The sequence below is a fragment of the Roseibium limicola genome, from assembly GCF_017313085.1.
In the GTDB taxonomy this organism is placed as follows: domain Bacteria; phylum Pseudomonadota; class Alphaproteobacteria; order Rhizobiales; family Stappiaceae; genus Roseibium; species Roseibium limicola.
Map to the genome: position 1 here is coordinate 385,260 of NZ_JAFLNF010000003.1, position 18,072 is coordinate 403,331.

13 protein-coding genes are annotated in these 18,072 nt (G+C 56.3%); 3 read left to right on the forward strand and 10 right to left on the reverse strand.

The annotated features are described in order from the left end of the window. Positions 1 to 8 precede the first annotated feature (8 nt). The 3 genes from oppB to J0X15_RS08975 all read right to left on the reverse strand — a co-directional run bounded on the left by oppB (position 9) and on the right by J0X15_RS08975 (position 3,378). Positions 9 to 932, reverse strand: a complete 924-nt coding sequence (gene oppB / locus J0X15_RS08965; protein ID WP_206939838.1) for an oligopeptide ABC transporter permease OppB — start codon at positions 930 to 932, stop codon at positions 9 to 11. Between the two features lie 165 nt (positions 933 to 1,097). Continuing rightward, entirely contained in the window at positions 1,098 to 2,684 is a 1,587-nt protein-coding gene (locus tag J0X15_RS08970; RefSeq protein ID WP_206939839.1) for a peptide ABC transporter substrate-binding protein, read from the reverse strand. Between the two features lie 241 nt (positions 2,685 to 2,925). Then, positions 2,926 to 3,378 (reverse strand): BA14K family protein, encoded by a 453-nt coding sequence (locus J0X15_RS08975; protein ID WP_206939841.1) that lies wholly within the window; start codon positions 3,376 to 3,378, stop codon positions 2,926 to 2,928. A gap of 312 nt (positions 3,379 to 3,690) precedes the next feature. Here J0X15_RS08975 and J0X15_RS08980 point away from each other — a divergent pair, with 312 nt between their 5' ends. After that, complete coding sequence (locus J0X15_RS08980; RefSeq protein ID WP_206940211.1) at positions 3,691 to 5,511, forward strand: ABC-F family ATP-binding cassette domain-containing protein; 1,821 nt, start codon at positions 3,691 to 3,693, stop codon at positions 5,509 to 5,511. Positions 5,512 to 6,263: 752 nt separating this feature from the next. Further along, positions 6,264 to 6,926 (forward strand): FAD-binding oxidoreductase, encoded by a 663-nt coding sequence (locus J0X15_RS08985; protein ID WP_206939843.1) that lies wholly within the window; start codon positions 6,264 to 6,266, stop codon positions 6,924 to 6,926. A gap of 88 nt (positions 6,927 to 7,014) precedes the next feature. On the opposite strand, the gene J0X15_RS08990 is transcribed toward J0X15_RS08985, so the two are convergent. The 4 genes from J0X15_RS08990 to J0X15_RS09005 form a co-directional block, all read right to left on the reverse strand. Continuing rightward, a complete protein-coding gene (locus tag J0X15_RS08990) occupies positions 7,015 to 7,713 on the reverse strand; it encodes a pseudouridine synthase (protein ID WP_206939845.1) in 699 nt (232 codons plus the stop codon). 4 nt (positions 7,714 to 7,717) lie between these two features. Then, entirely contained in the window at positions 7,718 to 8,797 is a 1,080-nt protein-coding gene (locus tag J0X15_RS08995) for a class I SAM-dependent methyltransferase (RefSeq protein WP_206939847.1), read from the reverse strand. 192 nt (positions 8,798 to 8,989) lie between these two features. Next, positions 8,990 to 10,183 carry an MFS transporter gene (locus J0X15_RS09000; RefSeq protein ID WP_206939849.1) on the reverse strand — a complete coding sequence of 398 codons (1,194 nt, stop codon included), beginning with the start codon at positions 10,181 to 10,183 and terminating at the stop codon, positions 8,990 to 8,992. Between the two features lie 125 nt (positions 10,184 to 10,308). Beyond that, entirely contained in the window at positions 10,309 to 11,217 is a 909-nt protein-coding gene (locus tag J0X15_RS09005) for an alpha/beta hydrolase (protein ID WP_206939851.1), read from the reverse strand. Between the two features lie 399 nt (positions 11,218 to 11,616). Here J0X15_RS09005 and J0X15_RS09010 point away from each other — a divergent pair, with 399 nt between their 5' ends. Beyond that, complete coding sequence (locus J0X15_RS09010; RefSeq protein WP_206939853.1) at positions 11,617 to 12,321, forward strand: ParA family protein; 705 nt, start codon at positions 11,617 to 11,619, stop codon at positions 12,319 to 12,321. A gap of 322 nt (positions 12,322 to 12,643) precedes the next feature. Here the strand turns inward: J0X15_RS09010 and J0X15_RS09015 are convergent, their stop codons facing one another. The 3 genes from J0X15_RS09015 to J0X15_RS09025 form a co-directional block, all read right to left on the reverse strand. Beyond that, positions 12,644 to 14,779: a putative bifunctional diguanylate cyclase/phosphodiesterase gene (locus tag J0X15_RS09015; RefSeq protein WP_331461897.1), complete on the reverse strand. Its 2,136-nt coding sequence runs from the start codon at positions 14,777 to 14,779 to the stop codon at positions 12,644 to 12,646. 297 nt (positions 14,780 to 15,076) lie between these two features. Further along, positions 15,077 to 15,733: a class I SAM-dependent DNA methyltransferase gene (locus J0X15_RS09020; protein WP_206939857.1), complete on the reverse strand. Its 657-nt coding sequence runs from the start codon at positions 15,731 to 15,733 to the stop codon at positions 15,077 to 15,079. 247 nt (positions 15,734 to 15,980) lie between these two features. Beyond that, positions 15,981 to 18,026, reverse strand: a complete 2,046-nt coding sequence (locus tag J0X15_RS09025; RefSeq protein ID WP_206939859.1) for a putative bifunctional diguanylate cyclase/phosphodiesterase — start codon at positions 18,024 to 18,026, stop codon at positions 15,981 to 15,983. Positions 18,027 to 18,072 lie beyond the last annotated feature (46 nt).

The following is an 18,072-nucleotide window of genomic DNA, read 5'->3' on the forward strand; positions in this document are numbered from 1 at the left end:
TCTCCTCCTTAATCGTAGCGGACACGGGGATCGAGCAACGCATAGATCAGATCCACCATGAGATTGAAGAGAATGACGAAGCAGGCCACGACCACGACAGTGCCCATGACAAGCGTGTAATCGCGGTTGAGAGCGCCTTGCACAAAATAGCGACCTATGCCGGGAATACCGAAGATCGTCTCCACCACCACAGATCCGGTCAGCAGGGCAGCGGCAGCCGGGCCAAGATAGGAGACCACCGGCAGGATCGCACCGCGCAAGGCATGCACGACAATGACCAGCCATGTGGTCAGACCATACGCTCGGGCGGTTCGCACATGATTGGAGCGCAGGGCCTCGATCATCGAGCCTCGCGTCAGGCGTGCAACGACCGCCACCTGCGGCAAAGCCAGAGTGATCACCGGCAGGATCGCATTGACGAATTTTCCGCCGTTCCAGCCACCGACAGGTAACCACCCGAGCCAGCCCCCCAGTGTCAGCGTCAAAATGGGAGCGATCACGAAATTCGGGACTGTCACACCAAGGGTAGCAGCCGTCATGACGGAATAATCCGTCATCCTGTTCTGGCGCAGCGCGGCAATGACACCGAGAGTCCCCCCGACCACGAAGGCGAGGCACAAAGCGCTCAAGCCCAGCTGGATGGAGATCGGCAGGCTCTCGGCAAACAATTCGTTGATCGAGAAATCGCGGAAATAGAAACTCGGCCCGAAGTCGAGAACCGCGATGCTTTTCAGATAGATCAGGTATTGGTTCCAGAGCGGCTCATCCAGATGATAGATCCGGTTGAGGTTCTCCATCACCTTGGCTTCCAGAGGGCGTTCCAGATCGAACGGGCCACCGGGCGCAATGCGTATGAGAAAGAAGGAGATCGTGACAATCAGGAACAGGGTCGGGATTGCTCCCAAAAGCCGTCCCAGCACATAGCGGTGCATGGCTGTCTTGCCCTTTGTTTTTATGCGCGCGGTCTTCTGCCGCGTTCTCGTCATGTGTGGATGAGGCGCGTGCTCTGCGCCGTCAGGCGGAACAAGAGAGTTCCGGCCTGTGCAAGAAAAAGGACAGGACCGGCGAAGCTGCCCTCACCGGTCCTGACACCATATTTACTCGGAAACGCTCATCCAACGGCTCAGGTGGACATTGAGAAGATTGTCCTCGAAGCCCTGCAGTTTGTCAGAGACCAGGTTCATTGAGCTGTAGTACAGCAGCGGAATGAAGGGCAGATCGCGCATGAAGATGGCTTCCGCCTGTTTCAGGATCGCAGCACGCTTCTCCAGATCGACCGTCGTTGCTGCTTCATCCATCAGAGCGTCATACTCTTCATTGCTGTAGCGGGCGTAATTGAACCCGTCGTTATCGCTTTCGACCATGAACAGGAAGTTCTGCGGATCGGAATAATCACCGATCCAGCCAGCACGGGCGACATCAAAGTCTCCTCGGTCGCGCAGCATGGCGTAGTGGGTCTTGGTGTCGGTGTTGATCAGCTCCACATCGACGCCCAGCGGCTTCCACATGTCGGCAATTGCAACTGCCGTGTTCTTGTGATTTTCCGATGTATTGTAGTTAATCCTCAGATGCAGCGGATTGCTTTCATCGTAGCCGGCGGCTTCCAAGAGCTCACGAGCCTTGTCCTCGCGGTCGATGATCGACATGTCCTTGTAGTCGGCGTAGGCGGGCTCGCCATAATTGCCGATCCCTGGTGGAACAAACGAATATCCCGCCACCATGGTGCCACCCCAGATCTCATCTGCGAGGAACTCGCGATCAATCGCCATCGACAGCGCCTGACGGACTTCTGGTTTATCGAGGCCTTCGGACTCATGGTTCAACGCGTAATAATAGGTGCCCAGGTACGGCGCCACGCGGAACTGATCGCCGAGCTCCTTTTTCATGAAGTCGACCTGTTCGGTCGGGGCATCATTGTTGGAGTCCAGCTCACCAGCCTGAAAACGACGCAATGCAGCACCACGGTCTTCCGTTGGATAGAAGTAGACTGTGTCGATCTTCACGTCGGCCGCATGATGGAAATTCGGGTTCTTGGTGACTTTCACATGCGCGTTCGGAATAAATTCCGCCAGCGTGAACGGGCCGTTGGTGACGATGTTCTCTGCCTTGACGAAATCCGAGCCGAATTCTTCCACTGTGGCCGGATGAACCGGCAGGCCCGTCTGGTGGCCAAGAAGGTCGATGAAATACGGCGTTGCGGAGGCCAGCTTGATTTCAAGCGTATGATCGTCGATCGCCTTGACCGCCAATTCCTCGACCGGCTTCTCGCCCTTGTTCACGGCCTCTGCATTCAGGATCGGATACAGAACACTGGCGTATTTTGCGCCTGTCTCCGGAGTCATGATGCGACGCAGAGAGTACTCGAAATCGCCTGCGACGACCGGGTCGCCATTCGACCATTTTGCATCTTCACGCAGATTGAAGGTGTAGGTGGTGCCGTCTTCGGAGACCGTCCAGTCCTTGGCAACACCCGGAATGATCTTGCCTTCTGCGCTGTAGGACACCAGGCCCTCGTACATGTCGCGCAGGATATGGGATTCATAAACGGTCGATGTCTTGTGCTGATCCAGCGTTTCCGGATCGGCGGCGTTGCCGCGATGATAGACCATCTCGGCAGACGCGCCGAGGCTGGTCGCAGTCAGGAGCGCAGCTGCCAGCGCCGTGACCCTCAAGGAATTCAACATGTCGGTCTCCCCTCTTGATTATCGAGTACCAAAACAATGGCAGCACGATTTCACGAGGCAATCACGCATGCAAGAGCGATAGAGGAGCACAACCCCAAATAAGCATAGGTTCTTTCGAGACCTGCCGCAAACGCTTGATCTCTTGACGACTTTTTTCCCAAAAGAGAGCTCGGGAAGAAAAATATTCCTCAGACTTTCAAGCTCTTTGTAGCCGTTGTTCCATAAGACGACACCACGTGCCCTAACGACACCGGCGAACTTTGCCACCATAAGTTACATAAGTGCCGGTTCGCGGGTTGAAGGACCGATACTTGCGAGCGCAATAGGCAATCCATTCGGGCGTGCCAGGTGCAGCACGATAATGAACCCGTGGTGGGGCATAATAAACTGGAGGTGGGGCCATATAGCGTACGCGCGGCGGGGCGTAATAAATCGGTCCATTATACCGTGGCCCTCGATAGGGCTCGTAATAGCGTGGCCCAGCCATCGCAGACCCGGCAATGGCACCAGCTGCAAAGCCTATGATCCCGGCTGCTGCGGCGGCCCCGCCATTGCGGTGCCAGCGCTTGCCGGCTTCCGCATTCGTCGTAGTGCCCAAGGTCGTCCCAGCCAGCATCAGCAACGCCAGTCCAAGCTTCACTGCGCTTCCGATATGCCAATGCCACTTCAATTTAGCGATCCCACGTTCCAACATGTCCTCTCCTCCGTTTCGATGCGCTGCCTCACTGCCCATACGTTAACTTTACCACAATCGCTCGATTTTCGGGACCAGCGAAACATTACAAAAAGGCTGTTGCCTCCGATTACGACTTTCGCCGTTTTGTCAGCGCAATAGCGATCTGTCTGGCCTTTCTGCCTGAAGGGCGTGGGAATTTGTATGCTGCCCCCACCACCCACACAGGAAGGGGCTTGTATTTTGTCGCTAGCCTCGTATTCCTCTGCTGCTAAACGGGCTGCCGATCGCTTGAAGCAGGCGCTGCCCTTCGACCACATGCACAAGGTTTTCATGGCTCTTCCTCCGCTGCTCACCCTTCGCGACATTCACCTGACCTTTGGCGGCACACCTCTGCTGACAGGAACAGAGCTTTCCGTTTCAGAAGGCGAGCGCCTGTGCCTTGTCGGGCGAAACGGGTCAGGCAAGTCGACCCTCCTGAAAATTGCGGCCGGCATGGTCGAAATGGACAAGGGCGAGCGCTTCTTCCAGCCGGGTAGGACGCTGCGCTACCTGCCGCAGGAACCTGACCTTTCCGCCTATTCATCGACGCTTGAATACGTCAACGAAGGACTGTCCCCGGGTGATGATCCTTATCGCGGGCAGTACCTGCTTGGTGTTCTGGGGCTGACAGGCTCGGAAAATCCAAATGACCTTTCCGGCGGCGAAGCACGCCGTGCCGCGCTTGCCCGAACGCTTGCTCCGGAGCCCGACATCTTGTTGCTCGACGAGCCGACCAACCACCTGGATCTGCCGGCCATCGAGTGGCTGGAAGGCGAGCTGAAGTCGCTCAAGTCAGCCATCGTGTTGATTTCGCACGATCGGCGCTTCATGGAAAATCTGTCGCGCGCAACCCTGTGGATCGAACGGGGCACCACACGGCGCATGGACAAGGGCTTTGCTCATTTTGAAGCCTGGCGCGACGAAGTCTTCGAACAGGAAGAGATCGACCAGCAGAAGTTGGCGCAGAAGATCAAGCGCGAAGAGCATTGGATGACCTACGGGGTCACCGCAAGGCGCAAGCGCAACATGCGCCGCGTGCGTGAGCTTGCCGACCTGCGCCAAGAGAAGAAGGACCACCGCGGTCCGCAAGGCACGGCCAAGCTGTCCTCCACCGACGCGGAAGTCTCCGGCAAGCTGGTGATCGAAGCAAAGAGCATCTCCAAGGCCTTCGGCGACCGGACAATCGTCAAGGACTTTTCCAGCCGCATCCAACGTGGTGACCGGGTTGGTCTGGTGGGGGCCAATGGTGCTGGCAAGACGACCTTGCTGAAAATGCTCACCGGTGAATTGAACCCGGACGAAGGGAAAGTGCGTCTAGGCACCAACCTGGAAGTGGTGACACTCGATCAGAAGCGCGAGAACCTAGACCCGAACGACACCCTGTCCAGCGCCCTGACCGGCGGACGTGGTGACACTGTCGTCATCGGTGATGAAACCAAGCACGTGATGTCCTACATGAAGGACTTCCTGTTCTCTCCCGAACAGGCGCGCACCCCTGTCGGCGTTCTGTCGGGCGGAGAACGCGCCCGTGTGATGTTGGCCCGCGCGCTTGCCAACAAGTCCAACCTGATGGTGCTCGATGAGCCGACCAACGATCTGGACCTGGAAACTCTTGATCTGCTGCAAGAGCTTCTGGCGGATTATCCCGGTACCGCGCTGATCGTCAGCCACGATCGTGACTTCCTCGACCGGGTGTGCACATCCGTCATCATGTCGGAAGAAAACGGCCTGTGGCAGGAATATGCCGGCGGCTATTCGGACATGTTGGCGCAGCGCGGCGAAGGCGTCTCGGCCCGGAAGTCTGAAAAGAAAGCCAGCAGCAAAGGCAAGACTGGTCAGGTTAAGGCAGCGGCAAGCGAAAAGAAGCCATCCAAGGCCAAGCTGTCCTTCACGCAACAGCACCTTCTCAAGACGTTACCGACCAGAATTACTGAAATCGAAAAAGAACTGCTGACGGTTCAGAAAGATATGGCCGACCCGGCGCTTTACTCCAAAAACCCGGACAAATTCGCCAAGCTGACAGCAAGGATCACCGACCTGACGACGGAAAAAAGTCAGGCAGAAGAGCAATGGCTCGAACTGGAAATGCTGAAGGAAGAAATGGAAGGCTGAAGATTGCCTACCTGACGGGCCAAATGACAAACTCCACCTCTGAAGTCTTAATACGACTTCCCTCCACCATCATGCCATTGCTCGACCATGGCATCCATGCCGCTGCCTCGCCACCCTGTACGGCTACCGCGTTTGTCGAGAGGTCACGGCATGGATTGCAGGATCAAGCCCTGCAATGACGGAGATGCAGGAGTAGGAGGCGGCAAGGAGCCGCGCCATCGCATTGGTCCCATGATCGGTCATTCACGATGTTCGACGCATTCGCGGCAACAACTCGTTGGCTCCTTACCTCTCCCCTCCACCGTCATGCCATGGCTCGACCATGGCATCCATGCCGTTGCCTCGCCACCCTGCTCAGCTACCGTGTATGCTGAGAGGTCACAGAATGTATTTCAGGATCAAGTTCTGCAATGACGGAGGTGCAGGAGAAGGAGGCGGCAAGGAGCCGCGCCATCGCATTGGTCCCATGATCGGTCATTCACGATGTTCGACGCATTCGCGGCAACAACTCGTTGGCTCCTTACCTCTCCCCTCCACCGTCATGCCATGGCTCGACCATGGCATCCATGCCGTTGCCTCGCCACCCTGCTCAGTTACCGTGTATGCTGAGAGGTCACAGAATGTATTTCAGGATCAAGTCCTGCAATGACGGAGATGCAGGAGAAGAACCCCACCTCTGTCTGTTTGCGCAATTGGAACTTCCCCCCTGCCCTCTCCGTTAGCTCTGTTGAAACAAGACAACGGAGATTTCCATGCAGAAGACCACCCTGCTTTCTGTCGAAGCCGTGACTCACGATGTAAGACGCTTCAAGTTTCGTCGACCTGGCGGCTTTGGATATCAGCCCGGCGACGCGACCGAACTGGCGCTCGACATAGAAAACTGGCGTGATGAGAAGCGTCCGTTCACGATGACGTCGCTGCCTGATGATGAAGAGATCGAGTTCACTATCAAGGGCTACCCAGAGCATGATGGCGTGACCACCCGTCTGCATGCGCTGCAGCCAGGAGATACTGTTCTGATCGACGAGCCATTTGAAACGTTCCGCTACAAGGGTAAGGGCGTTTTCATTGCTGGCGGCGCCGGTCTCACTCCTTTTCTGGCTATCTTGCGCGACTTGCGCGCCAAGGGTGAGCTGCAGGGCAATCAGTTGATCTTTGCCAACAAGGAAGAGAAAGACATCATCTGCGCCGATGAACTGGCCGCGATGGAAGGTCTGGATCTGGAGCATGTCTTGTCAGAAGAAGACAAGGGCGGATACCGCCACGGCCAAATTGATGTTGCCCTGTTGAAAGATCTGGTGCCAGACTTCGACCGCCGGTTCTATCTTTGCGGGCCGCCACCCATGCAGAAGGCCATTCAGGAAGATCTTCAGGAACTCGGCGTCGATGCCGATAGCGTTTCCTTGAGCGATTAGAGCTGTCCGCCGTATCCCAGCTGCAGATAAACAAAAACCCCGGCAGCAGGTCCGGGGTTTTTGCATTTCTTCTTAAATCTCAGGACTTTCAGTCGAATATACGAGCCTTGGCAGCCTCATCCAGCAGGCGCCACTCGCCTTCTGCCACGCCTTCCAGGCCGAGTGCGCCGACATGAGTACGCGACAATTCGTTGACGTGGTTTCCAGCTGCTGCGAACATTCGGCGCACCTGATGATAGCGCCCCTCATGCAGCGTCAGGCGGACGCGCTTCTCGTCGAGAACTTCCAACTCTGCCGGCTTCAAGGGCTTGGTTTCTCCCTCCAGCAGCATCTCGCCGGAAGCAAAGAGCGTTGCTTCGTCGCCTTTCAAAGGACGATCAAGCACGGCCTCATAGATTTTCGGGACTTCCGACTTTGGTGAAATCACCTGATGGAGGAAGGTGCCATCATCGGTAAACAAAAGCGCACCGGATGTTTCCTTGTCGAGGCGTCCGATGGTGGACAGGACAGGCTTTCTGACCCGGAACCGATCTGGCAGAAGATCATAGACCAACCGGCCCGTGTCTTTGATCGAACAAGTGTATCCGACAGGCTTGTTGAGCAGCAATACCATGCCTGGTGCCGGGTCCAACGGCTCGTCGTCGAATAGAATGTCTTCATGCGGGGTCTTGGCGTCAGCTTTAAGCTTGTTGCCTTCCCGATCAGTGATCCAGCCGTGCCTGAGGGCCTGACTGACTTCCTTGCGCGAGCCATAGCCCAGGTTGGCGATAAGTTTGACCAGTCGCATAGACTTACTTTCCCGCCGTCTTGCTGAGAACTTGCCCGGTGATCTTGCCTGTCGCCTTGATGGCACGGATGACCTTGTAACCACCTTCGTCAGCGAGCATTTCCACGACCTTGAAAGTCTCTCTCAATGTCTGCTCGTAGGGCAGATGCCGATTGGCCACCAGGAAGAGCTGCCCGCCCCCACGCAGGCCCGAGGAGGCAGCCCGAATAAAGCCTTGCCCCACATCAGTCCGGTCCGCCTTTCCCGATTGATGGAACGGCGGGTTCATGATGATGAAGTCATAAGGGCCGTCGACGCCCTTGGTCACGTCGGACCAAATTCCCACCAGTGGCTTTTTGCCTTTCCAGGAGGCGAGATTTTCCTCGGCCAGGTCAAGAGCACGCCGTTCCGCCTCATACAGGTCAAGAGAGGCGATCTTCGGCGCTTTTTCAAGGGCAGCCCGGCTCAGCACGCCGAAACCACAACCGAGATCGGCACCGCGCCCAGCAAGGGTATTCGGCATGTGTTCGATGAGGAGCGCAGACGCTGGATCAACCCGGTCCCAAGCGAAGACGCCGGGGCGAGAGACGAAAGCGCCATCCAGAACTTCGCGCTTTTCATCCAGAGCTGCCCACGCCGTCAGCAGATCCTGATTAATGCTGTCGGCGAGCTTTGGCGCCCAGATGGCCCTGCACTTGTTCTTGATCAACGTATCAACCGGCCCCAGCAGGGCTTTGAGGTCGGCCTCGACGGTTTTTGCGCCTTCGGAATTGGCCGCACAGGCAACCACAATGCCACCTTCTCGCGTTGCCAGGACGGCGCGCGCTAGCTCTGCCCGGGTTTCCTGCCGCTGACGGGTGGGCATGACAAGCACGCGATCAAAGGTTTCGCGGACAGGGATTTCTGCGTCAACGGTATAGCCCATGGCAACGAGGCGATCACGCTCAGGCGCAAAGCTCTGCTCGCAGATCAGGCTCTTGCAGTTCATCTGTGCCAGGGCCCGGTCTGCACGCGCCCGAAAGAAGGCGACCGTGTGATCTTCGCCTGGCGCCACGGCTTCCAGTTCAAGAGCCAACATAAGTGTGTCCAGAGCCGGATCGTGCATGATGTGTCCTGTTCAAGGGGCGAGACCGGTTCGGCCGCCCGAAAAGCTTTGGCGGCTGCTATAGGCTCCATCACGGCTCAGGTCAAAGGGAGAAGCCAATCAGCGCTGAAACCTCTAGCTTTCGGCAGGCACTGCGCCAGCCTGGGGCACCCCACGTACATTCAATAGCCAAGTATATTACACCATGGCCCATCAGGAGCGGGCTCTGCGACCCAGAACCATTGGCATGGCAAACAGTACTGCGCCGGTGGCGACCATCACCATTGTCAGGGCGAAAATCACCGCACTGGCATCTTCGCCAACGGCGTAGAGGGTTACCAACAAGCCGGCCAGTGGCTGGCTGAGGTTATTGAAGCAAACGATCAGCCCAGTGGTCTTGCCGAAATCCTCCAGTGGGATAAGCGTTTTGCGCAGGGTCCGGACATAGACGTTGAACATCTTGTCGAAGCCAGTCACCAGCAAGAAGCCGATGGTATAAACCACAGGCAGCTCACCAAACGAGGTGAGATATGCGCCTCCGGCAACCAGGCAATAAGACGCGACGCCCATGCGCTGATAGGGCCAGCCGACATGAGCCGTCACCAGCAATATAGCCACAGTCGCAAGCGCACCGCCTGTCTGCAGCAAAGCATAGGCGCCCTCTCCCAAGCCCTGAACCCCGGTCACCATGGCAGCAGATGTCGCAAGCGTTACACCGATGATCAAATTGACGGCCGCCGCCAGCAGGATTGGCCGCATCAGCCCGGGTAGCGTTATTATCCGATCGAGGCCTGTCGCCAGCGAACGAATCCAAGGCTCGCTCACCTTCGGCATGTGTGTCAGAGACGGATCGGTTCTGGCAGGCCAGAGTGCGCTGGCTAGATCGGCCAAGAGGAAAAGCCCGGCGGCAAGAACCACGACGGCCTGCCAGGGTAGAACCGCCATCAGGCTGGCGGCGATCAACGGCCCGAGTACCGTTCCCAACTGATCCGCCAACTGGGTGTAGCTGGCGACTTTTTCAAAACGCTCGGTGGCGAAAACCCTGGGCAAAATCGCCTCACGTGCCATCAACCCTTGTGTCGTCAACACGCCGCTCAGCGCAGACAAGACAATCAACCACCACACCCCGCCGACGGAAAGTTCCCCTGCGATGCCGATAATGCACACCACCGCCCGCATCGCCTGACTGAGACGCAGCAGCCGGTACGGCGGGTGTCGATCGCAAAGGATCCCCGCAATCGGAAAGGCAACATAACGTGGCAAGGTTTCGGCAAAGAATGCTAGTCCGGACCAACTGACGCTGCCAGTGATCTGAAAAACCACCAGGGGCACGAGAAACAGCAGTATCTGATCAGCCAGCCGTGTCAGAAACAGCGAGACGAAAAAGGCCTTGTGCCGGGCAAGCATGGAGAGCTTTCAAGCGGAGGGAATGCAAAAACCGTCAGCACTTTAGCATGAGCGAAAGCCGTATGAACAGATGCAGCCACGGTCTCCGGACCAATCGCTGACTTGGACACAACGACCGCGGTTGGCTACTGAGCGAACATCCAATTCAATACCAGGCGCCAATCGGTCATGCGGATCGGGGTACCGTGCGAGCCGGTGTTGAACAGATGAAACTTGATCGGGTATCCCGGAGTCGTACTCTTGATCCGCTTGAAGAAATTCGCTTGATCTTCCCAGTTGTAGACACTGTCTTTCGACCCCTGCCCCATGAAAACCGGGACTTTTCGGGAAAGAGCACCGGAAGACAGAAATCCAGGATCACGGGGAGAGCCCAAAAGCATGATACCGGCGAGCTGGCTGGCAGTTCCGGCATTTTTAACCAGGTTCCAACAGATGATGCCGCCCATGGATCCGCAGGCGACCACGATCTCGGCACGGGGGGACAGCTGCTTCTGATAGGCGACGAGGGCGGCAATATCCTGAGTGCCAGCGGCTCCGAAATCGGTGAACTCAGTCGACAGATAAGCACCGCCATTGCGTACCATCAGGTTTTTGATGCGATTAAAGTTACCGCCGAAGCTGTCGTCGTTCATCCCCTGGAAACGGTTGCCGCCTTGCCCGTGAATGTAGATCACGACGGCCTTGGCGCCGCCCTTGGCTTTGCCGACACCGACATATTTGATCGACCGCCCATTGGCTTTCAGCTCGTAGCTCGATTGAGACCGGCGCGGTTTATAAGAGACGTAATGCCCGAACACCTTGCGCTCATCGATTTCGTCCCGATCGCGCAGATCGCGCTGCTTGGAGTAGTCGACCACTAGAAAGTCGCCACCAAAACCGCTGTCTGTGACCGAACGATAGGAAAAGAGGTTTTCCTTGTATGGCTTGAGTTCGACCGCCCCAGCCCCAGCGATCCCCGCAAGGCTCAAAGTTGCCGCCAGGAAGACTGCCTTGGCCTTTTGGCGCAAGGCGCATGGGAAAATGTACTGCGACATGAGGCAACTCCATCCGGGCCAAGGCAACCGACACTTCTCGGCGCAAGCCTATCCACCCCGCAACGGCCGATGCAAGCGAAGCCGACACTTGCGACGCCCCCCTCCACAGGCAGCTGCAGTTCCCAACACGGGAATGCTGCTCACAATGTGACAGGACCAGTCGCCGCAAAGACAGCAATGTAACGCCAAGAGGCTGCCGTAAAGTCCCATTTCAACTTTAACGCGGAACCATCGTCATTTTTAGCTAATCTACGTGGATATATTCGTGGATCCACATAAGTATATGAACCTAAAAAGGTTTTCCGAAATCGCTTAAGACTTTAGTAACCATGTTTTATCGAAAATAGCCGCAGGAAATCTGGAAGCAGAAGCTTTCCGGGTTCAGTCAGGAGAACAACGATGCCAGTCATTTCCTTCGCGAATGCAAAGGGCGGTGCCGGTAAGACCACAGCAGCCTTGTTGCTCGCGACAGAAGTCGCGGAACGTGGGAAGAGTGTCACGATTTTCGATGCGGATCCGCAAAAGTGGATTTCGACATGGGCCGATCTGCCGGGGCGTCCCGGCAACATTCAGGTGATCAGCCAGATCATCCCGGCTTCAATCACCGAACAGATCATGGATGCGGCGGCTCAGACCGACTATGTGATTATTGATCTGGAAGGCACGGAAAATCTGATCGTCGCAAATGCGCTGTCTGTTTCCGATCTGGTTGTGATTCCAATCCAAGGCTCGTCGATGGACGCACGCGGCGGTGCGAAAATCCTGACGTTGATCAAGAAACTGGAAAAAATCGTTCGTCACGACATCAAACACTGCGTTGTGCTGACGCGCACCAATGCTGCCGTGACCACTCGCGCCTTGAAGGCCGTGCAGGAGTTTCTCGCCGTCAATGGCATCGATGTTCTGCTGACGCCGATTGTCGAGCGTGCAGCCTACCGGGACCTGTTTGAATTCGGTGGCGGCCTGAGGGCTCAGAACCCGAAAACAGTCACCAACCTGGGCAAGGCAAAGGAAAACGCTGTGATGTTCTCCGCCGAGGTCCTGGAACGCGCGCAGGTCACACCGCGTCGCCGCTGGTACGACGTGTTCAAAAGAGCATCCTGAGCCGACCTGCGGCTTCGTCCAAGGTCACAGACCCTCCAAAACGCCCCACTCATCAGCCGTCGGGGCGTTTTTTCGTGTCTTAACAGATACTCTCTCCAGCAAAAGAGCGACCATTCACTGCACAGCGTATGCCGCCTCAGGCGTGTGAAGGCACCGCTTGCCGAAGGTGGCTGTTATTAAGAGCCTTTGTCAGGCGGCAGTCAATCGTCGGAGACAAGGCACGCGGCAAGTAAATAAGACACGCCTTGCTTCATGCACTGGGCCAGGACAGGCAAACACTGCTGTTGCAGCGACGCCACCAGCTGCTCACGTTGATACTGCTCTATTTTCTTGAAACATCAACCAGGGAGATACCCTGTTTTCCCAGACGCTCGGCCACGGGGGACAGAAGCGATGAAGGCTCCCGGCCTCCTGCATGAGCAACCTTGAGATTTTGAGTTTGCGGGCCCTCGGCGTCACTGCAGGGCAACGGATGCCCAAACAAATAGCCCTGACCTTCGGTGCAGTTCTCGCGGCGCAAAAGTTCCATTTGGTCGGTCGTCTCGATGCCTTCGGCCAGAACCGGAATGCCAAGGCTCTCGCCAAGTGTAAGTACTGCGCGGAAGATGGCCTTGGACTGTCGGTCATGACCAATACGGTCAACAAAAGCCTTGTCCAGCTTGATCCGATCGAACGGAAATGTCTGCAGTGTCTCCAAGGAAAAGAATCCGCTGCCAAAGTGGTCAAGGGCGACGCCGATTCCCAACAGCTTGATCTGACGCATAATCTGAAGTGATCGCGTGGGATTATGGATGATGGCCGCCTCAGTCAGCTCAAGCTCAAGACGCTCAGGCGCCAGACCGGTATCCAGAAGCACCTCATGCAGCAACCGCGGCAAGTTTCCGTCCATGAATTGGACCGGCGACACGTTGACTGCGACACGATGCGGCGTATCCCAGGCAGCAGCGTCGGCGCAAGCCCGCCGGAACACCCATTCTCCCAGCGGACCGATCAGCCCGTTCTGCTCAGCCACCGGAACAAATACCGCTGGCGAAACGACACCCAGACGCGGATGGGTCCAACGCAGCAGCGCTTCGCAACCGTTGATCGTGCCTGAAGGTTTCTCCAGCGTCATCTGAACCTGGTAGTAAAGCTCAAGCTCATTCTCTTCCAACGCTGTCTTCAGGGCGTCTGCCATCTGGCGGCGTTCTCTGACCTCAAGTGCAATCTCTGCATCGTAAAAACAAATGGATTCCGGACTGGTATGCTTAGCGTGGTACATTGCGAGGTCGGCGTTCTCCAGCAATTCCTCTGGAATGCTGGCATCATCCGGCCACACAGCAATCCCGAGACTGGCACCAACGGACGTATTCACGGTCCCGATCTTCATCGGCAGACTGAACAGGCTGCACAGCCGATGTGCGAACTGATGCACTTCGTCGTGGTCAGCATAGGGCAGGATTGCTGCAAACTCATCGCCACCAATGCGCGCAACAAATTCGTCGTCCCGCAGCGTTTGCTTCAAACGATGTGCGAGTGTCTTCAGAACCTCATCGCCAGCGGCGTGGCCCAGCGTATCATTCACTTCCTTGAAGCGATCCAAATCGATGGCGATGACGGAAAACCTGGTTTTCGCCCTGATCGACTGAACATGGACCTGATCCAGGTAATCCAGGCAACTTGACCTGTTGGGAAGGCCGGTCAGAGGGTCATGGGCTGCCATATGGTAGAATTGCGCCTTGGTGTCGGCGCGAACCCTCGTGTCGATCAGGTAGCTGGCAAAGCCAGTGCCGACGACAATGAAGGCGACGACCGCTATGCCCAGTGCGAGGGCTGTCACTGCCTGGGGATCAAGGTTCGGCACCACACCAGCCATCGGAGTTACCCGGAAAGCAGTCATGCCCGTGAAGTGCAGGCCAACGATCGCAATGACCATGGCTGCGACACCGCCCCAAAAATAAGAGGCGCGGCGACTATACCAAAGCAGCCCGAATGCCAGGGCGGAGAAGACAGCCGCCACCAGCACAGAACTCACGATGTATTCGAACCGCCACTCGACGAGGCCAACGACTCGATAGGCAAACATTCCAGTGTAGTGCATCGCGGCAAAGGAAAGGCCGCAGAATGCGCCTGAAATGGCTGGAGCGATACGGCTGGTCTTGGTGCCACTTATCAGCAGACTGGCGAACAGGCCAAGCATGGCAACAACAAGGGACAAGACAGTCAGTATAGGGTCGAAAACGACAGGAACCTGAGGTTCAAATGCCAACATCGCCACGAAATGGGTCGCCCAGACGCCACCACCACCAGCAACGGCCGCGAGAAAATGCCATCCAACCTTCTGGGAGCCGTGAGAGTTTGTCCCTCGTTGAACCAATCGAAGGAAAACAACCGAGCCGAAGAGACATACGAGAGCAGCCAAAACGACCAAAGCAGGATTGTTCTCGTATATTATGCACCCAATTACAGCAAACATCATCACAACCCAGAGTACGAAATAGTACAAAAAGGATTATGCCCAACTCATTACCGCTTTCTTTCCTCAGAGTTAGAATCTAATTTTTACATGTAAAATAACTTAAAAATAAATACTATTGTAAAATTTGAGTAATAGTCAATTTTATCTATGCATTGATAAAAATAAGCTCAATTCAGGCTCTTCTGTAGGGATCATCCGCCAGGACAATCAAGCGCGTCTTTTCCGATCAAGCGCCCCCCCAAAAAGGCCCTGACGCGACATTGCAAGGGTCGCATCACTCGGGAGGTACACGTTGGGTCAGAGCACCTGACAAAGCGTCAGGATGATCTTGATCTCTTCGCCGAAATCCGCGTTGCCCGGCAAGTAACTTTGCGGCGCACTTTTATCGAGCAGCTTCCACAGTCGCTGATCTGCCACGGCGCCAATTACCCTATCGAAGTCGTGCTGCTCCCAGCGATCAACTCTCTGGGTAAAGGCGATCACACCACCGGAGCGGACACATCGGCACAGGTCATGAAAAAGCGGCCCGGCATCTTCGACATAAGTCAAAACGCCAACACAGACGGCCGCATCGTAGGCATTGGAGGTCAAAGGAAGCGGAGGTTTTTGAAGATCATGACAAAACAGACGTTCGTAGGCGCCGCGCTTTTCAGCCTGCTTGAGCGATTGCGACGAGATATCTATGCCATGCAGGCGCCGCTCGCCTCTCCCGGCATTGAGTGCCTGTGAAACCAGGCCAGTGCCGCATCCCACATCAAGGATCAGAGCATCATCCTTCAAATGCGATGCAACTAACCTAGCGATATCGTTTGGCGCTTCGTACTCCCAGCCGGCCAGAGTCTCATCATATGTGCTGGCCCAGCCATCGTAATACACGGCAATTGCTTCAGTGTCGGTCGAGCCCGCCTTGAGAGAGGAAAAACCTCGCGGCGCGGACGTGTTGGCATTTTTCATCGTCAGAAGCCCTTTGCACAACTCGTCAACCGATCGTGAAAGCGCCTGAGACTTTGAAATGCGTCAGAACCGACCGCGCCTCGGAAAATCGGAATATGTCCCAAATTTCGAGGGCCGCCGGCGACCAAGCCTGAGACCCAGCCGCTCAATGAGCGAAACAGACGCCACAGCAATTTCCCCCGATTGAGAGCACAAAACTTAACAAGCTCTCCGCCCCCATACAAGGCAGGCCGGAAGCATGGCGCCTTTAGGCTGCTTCCTCATTCTTGCGTTGCTTTGGACCGCCCTGGCCTGCCAAAGCACTGTTTGGCGAGGGGCGTCCCAGAAGAAAGCCCTGCCCTTCATCACAGCCTTCCGCACGCAATAGTTCCATCTGCTCTGAAGTCTCGATGCCTTCGGCCAAGACCGGAATATCAAGACTTTTGCCAAGCGCCAAAATAGCGCGGATGATGGCCTTCGACTGACGGTCCTGGCCCACGTCGTCGATGAAGGACTTGTCGAGTTTGATCTTGTCGAAGGGGAAGGTGCGCAGAGTCCCCAGAGACGAATAGCCGGTGCCAAAGTCATCCAGCGCAATACCCACCCCAAGCGCCTTGATCTGGCGCATAATGTGTAACGAGCGGGCCTGATCCTTGATCAGGGCGGTCTCAGTCAACTCCAGCTCAAGGCGATCCGGCGAGAGACCTGTCTCCAGGAGCACCTCCTGAACCAGGTTCGGCAAATTGGCATCCATAAACTGCACCGCCGAGACATTGACCGCGACCCGATACGGCGGCAACCAATGCGAAGCATCGCGACATGAACGGCGCAGCACCCAGGCCCCCACCGGACCGATCAGTCCATTCTCTTCAGCAATCGGAATAAAGACAGCAGGAGAAATTGAGCCCTTTTCCGGGTGGTGCCAGCGCAGCAGCGCTTCGTAGCCATGGATGTGCTCGCCGTCGAGAGCCATCTGAACCTGGTAGTGTACTTCCAGTTCGTCATTTTCCAGCGCCAGGCGGAGATCCTCAGCAAGCTGGCGACGTTCCCGCACTTCGGACGCGATGTCCGCATCATAGAAGCACAGGGTTTCCAGCAGGCCGTGCTTGGCGTGGTACATGGCAAGGTCGGCATTGTTGAGTAGTTCATCGGGCTCGGCAGCATCGGTCGGCCAGACAGCGGCCCCCATGCTCGCGCCAACCGCTGTCGTCATGCCGACAACTTTCATTGGAAGGCTAAAGAGGCTGGCCAATTTATCGCCAAAGGCCGTCATCTCTTCCTTGTCGACGAAGGTACGAACAGCAGCAAATTCATCACCACCAAGACGCGCGATAAACTCCCCCTGCTCCAAAGATTGATCGAGCCGTTGAGCCAGGGTCTTCAGCACCTCATCGCCGGCCGCATGGCCAAGTGTGTCGTTGACTTCCTTGAAACGATTGAGGTCAATTGCAATGACACCGACTTGGCTGCCATCCCCTTCAGCCACATCAAGAACGTTCTCCAGATAGTCGCGGAAGCAGGCACGGTTCGGCAGACCTGTCAGCGGGTCATGGGCTGCCATATGATGCAGTTGCGCTTTGGACTCCTCACGGACCTTCGTGTCGATGAGATAGCTTGCAGCCCCCATGCCGACAATGATCATCGCAACCACGGCAATCGCCAAAGCCAACGCCATGATGGCCTGTGAATCTACTCGCGGAAAGACACCTGTCATCGGCGTCACCCTGAAAGCAGTCATTCCGGTGAAGTGCAAGCCGATGATCGCCAGAACAAGCAAGCCAACAGCAGCGAAGAAGGGCTTGGGCTTTCTCACCTTCCAGGACAAAGCCCTGGCTGCGGCTGTGAAAACCACCGTCAGTAGAATGGAGGCGACCACATAATCCATGCGCCATTCCACCAGACCAACAACGCGATAGGCGAACATGCCCAGATAGTGCATGCCGGCAAAGGAAAGACCGCAGAAGGCCCCTGCGACCGCGGCGTGTACACGTCCTCTGCGCAAATTTCCGATGATCAGACTGACGAACAGCCCCACCATGGCGACAACCAGAGACAGAACCGTAATGACCGGATCAAAGGACACCGGCGCTTGTGGTTCAAAGGCCAGCATGCCGACGAAATGCGTCGCCCATACACTGCCTCCTCCCGCAACGGCGGCGAGAAATTGCCAGCCGATACGGTGCACGCCACCTGTATTTTCTGTCCTCTGAACCAGCCGGAGGAAGACGGTAGAACCAAGCAAACAAATGATCGCTGCGAGAAAAACGAGATAAAGATTGTTCTCGTAAACGATACAGCCGAGGACAGATAGCATCAGGAAAAATCCGTAAAAATACGATAAGTGTTTTTAGTGATACCCG

Coding starts and splice junctions, on each gene's coding strand:
- oppB (WP_206939838.1), bottom strand. CDS start 932: ATGCACCGCTATGTGCTGGGACGGCTTTTGGGAGCAATCCCGACCCTG.
- J0X15_RS08970 (WP_206939839.1), bottom strand. CDS start 2,684: ATGTTGAATTCCTTGAGGGTCACGGCGCTGGCAGCTGCGCTCCTGACT.
- J0X15_RS08975 (WP_206939841.1), bottom strand. CDS start 3,378: ATGTTGGAACGTGGGATCGCTAAATTGAAGTGGCATTGGCATATCGGA.
- J0X15_RS08980 (WP_206940211.1), top strand. CDS start 3,691: ATGGCTCTTCCTCCGCTGCTCACCCTTCGCGACATTCACCTGACCTTT.
- J0X15_RS08985 (WP_206939843.1), top strand. CDS start 6,264: ATGCAGAAGACCACCCTGCTTTCTGTCGAAGCCGTGACTCACGATGTA.
- J0X15_RS08990 (WP_206939845.1), bottom strand. CDS start 7,713: ATGCGACTGGTCAAACTTATCGCCAACCTGGGCTATGGCTCGCGCAAG.
- J0X15_RS08995 (WP_206939847.1), bottom strand. CDS start 8,797: ATGCACGATCCGGCTCTGGACACACTTATGTTGGCTCTTGAACTGGAA.
- J0X15_RS09000 (WP_206939849.1), bottom strand. CDS start 10,183: ATGCTTGCCCGGCACAAGGCCTTTTTCGTCTCGCTGTTTCTGACACGG.
- J0X15_RS09005 (WP_206939851.1), bottom strand. CDS start 11,217: ATGTCGCAGTACATTTTCCCATGCGCCTTGCGCCAAAAGGCCAAGGCA.
- J0X15_RS09010 (WP_206939853.1), top strand. CDS start 11,617: ATGCCAGTCATTTCCTTCGCGAATGCAAAGGGCGGTGCCGGTAAGACC.
- J0X15_RS09015 (WP_331461897.1), bottom strand. CDS start 14,779: ATGATGTTTGCTGTAATTGGGTGCATAATATACGAGAACAATCCTGCT.
- J0X15_RS09020 (WP_206939857.1), bottom strand. CDS start 15,733: ATGAAAAATGCCAACACGTCCGCGCCGCGAGGTTTTTCCTCTCTCAAG.
- J0X15_RS09025 (WP_206939859.1), bottom strand. CDS start 18,026: ATGCTATCTGTCCTCGGCTGTATCGTTTACGAGAACAATCTTTATCTC.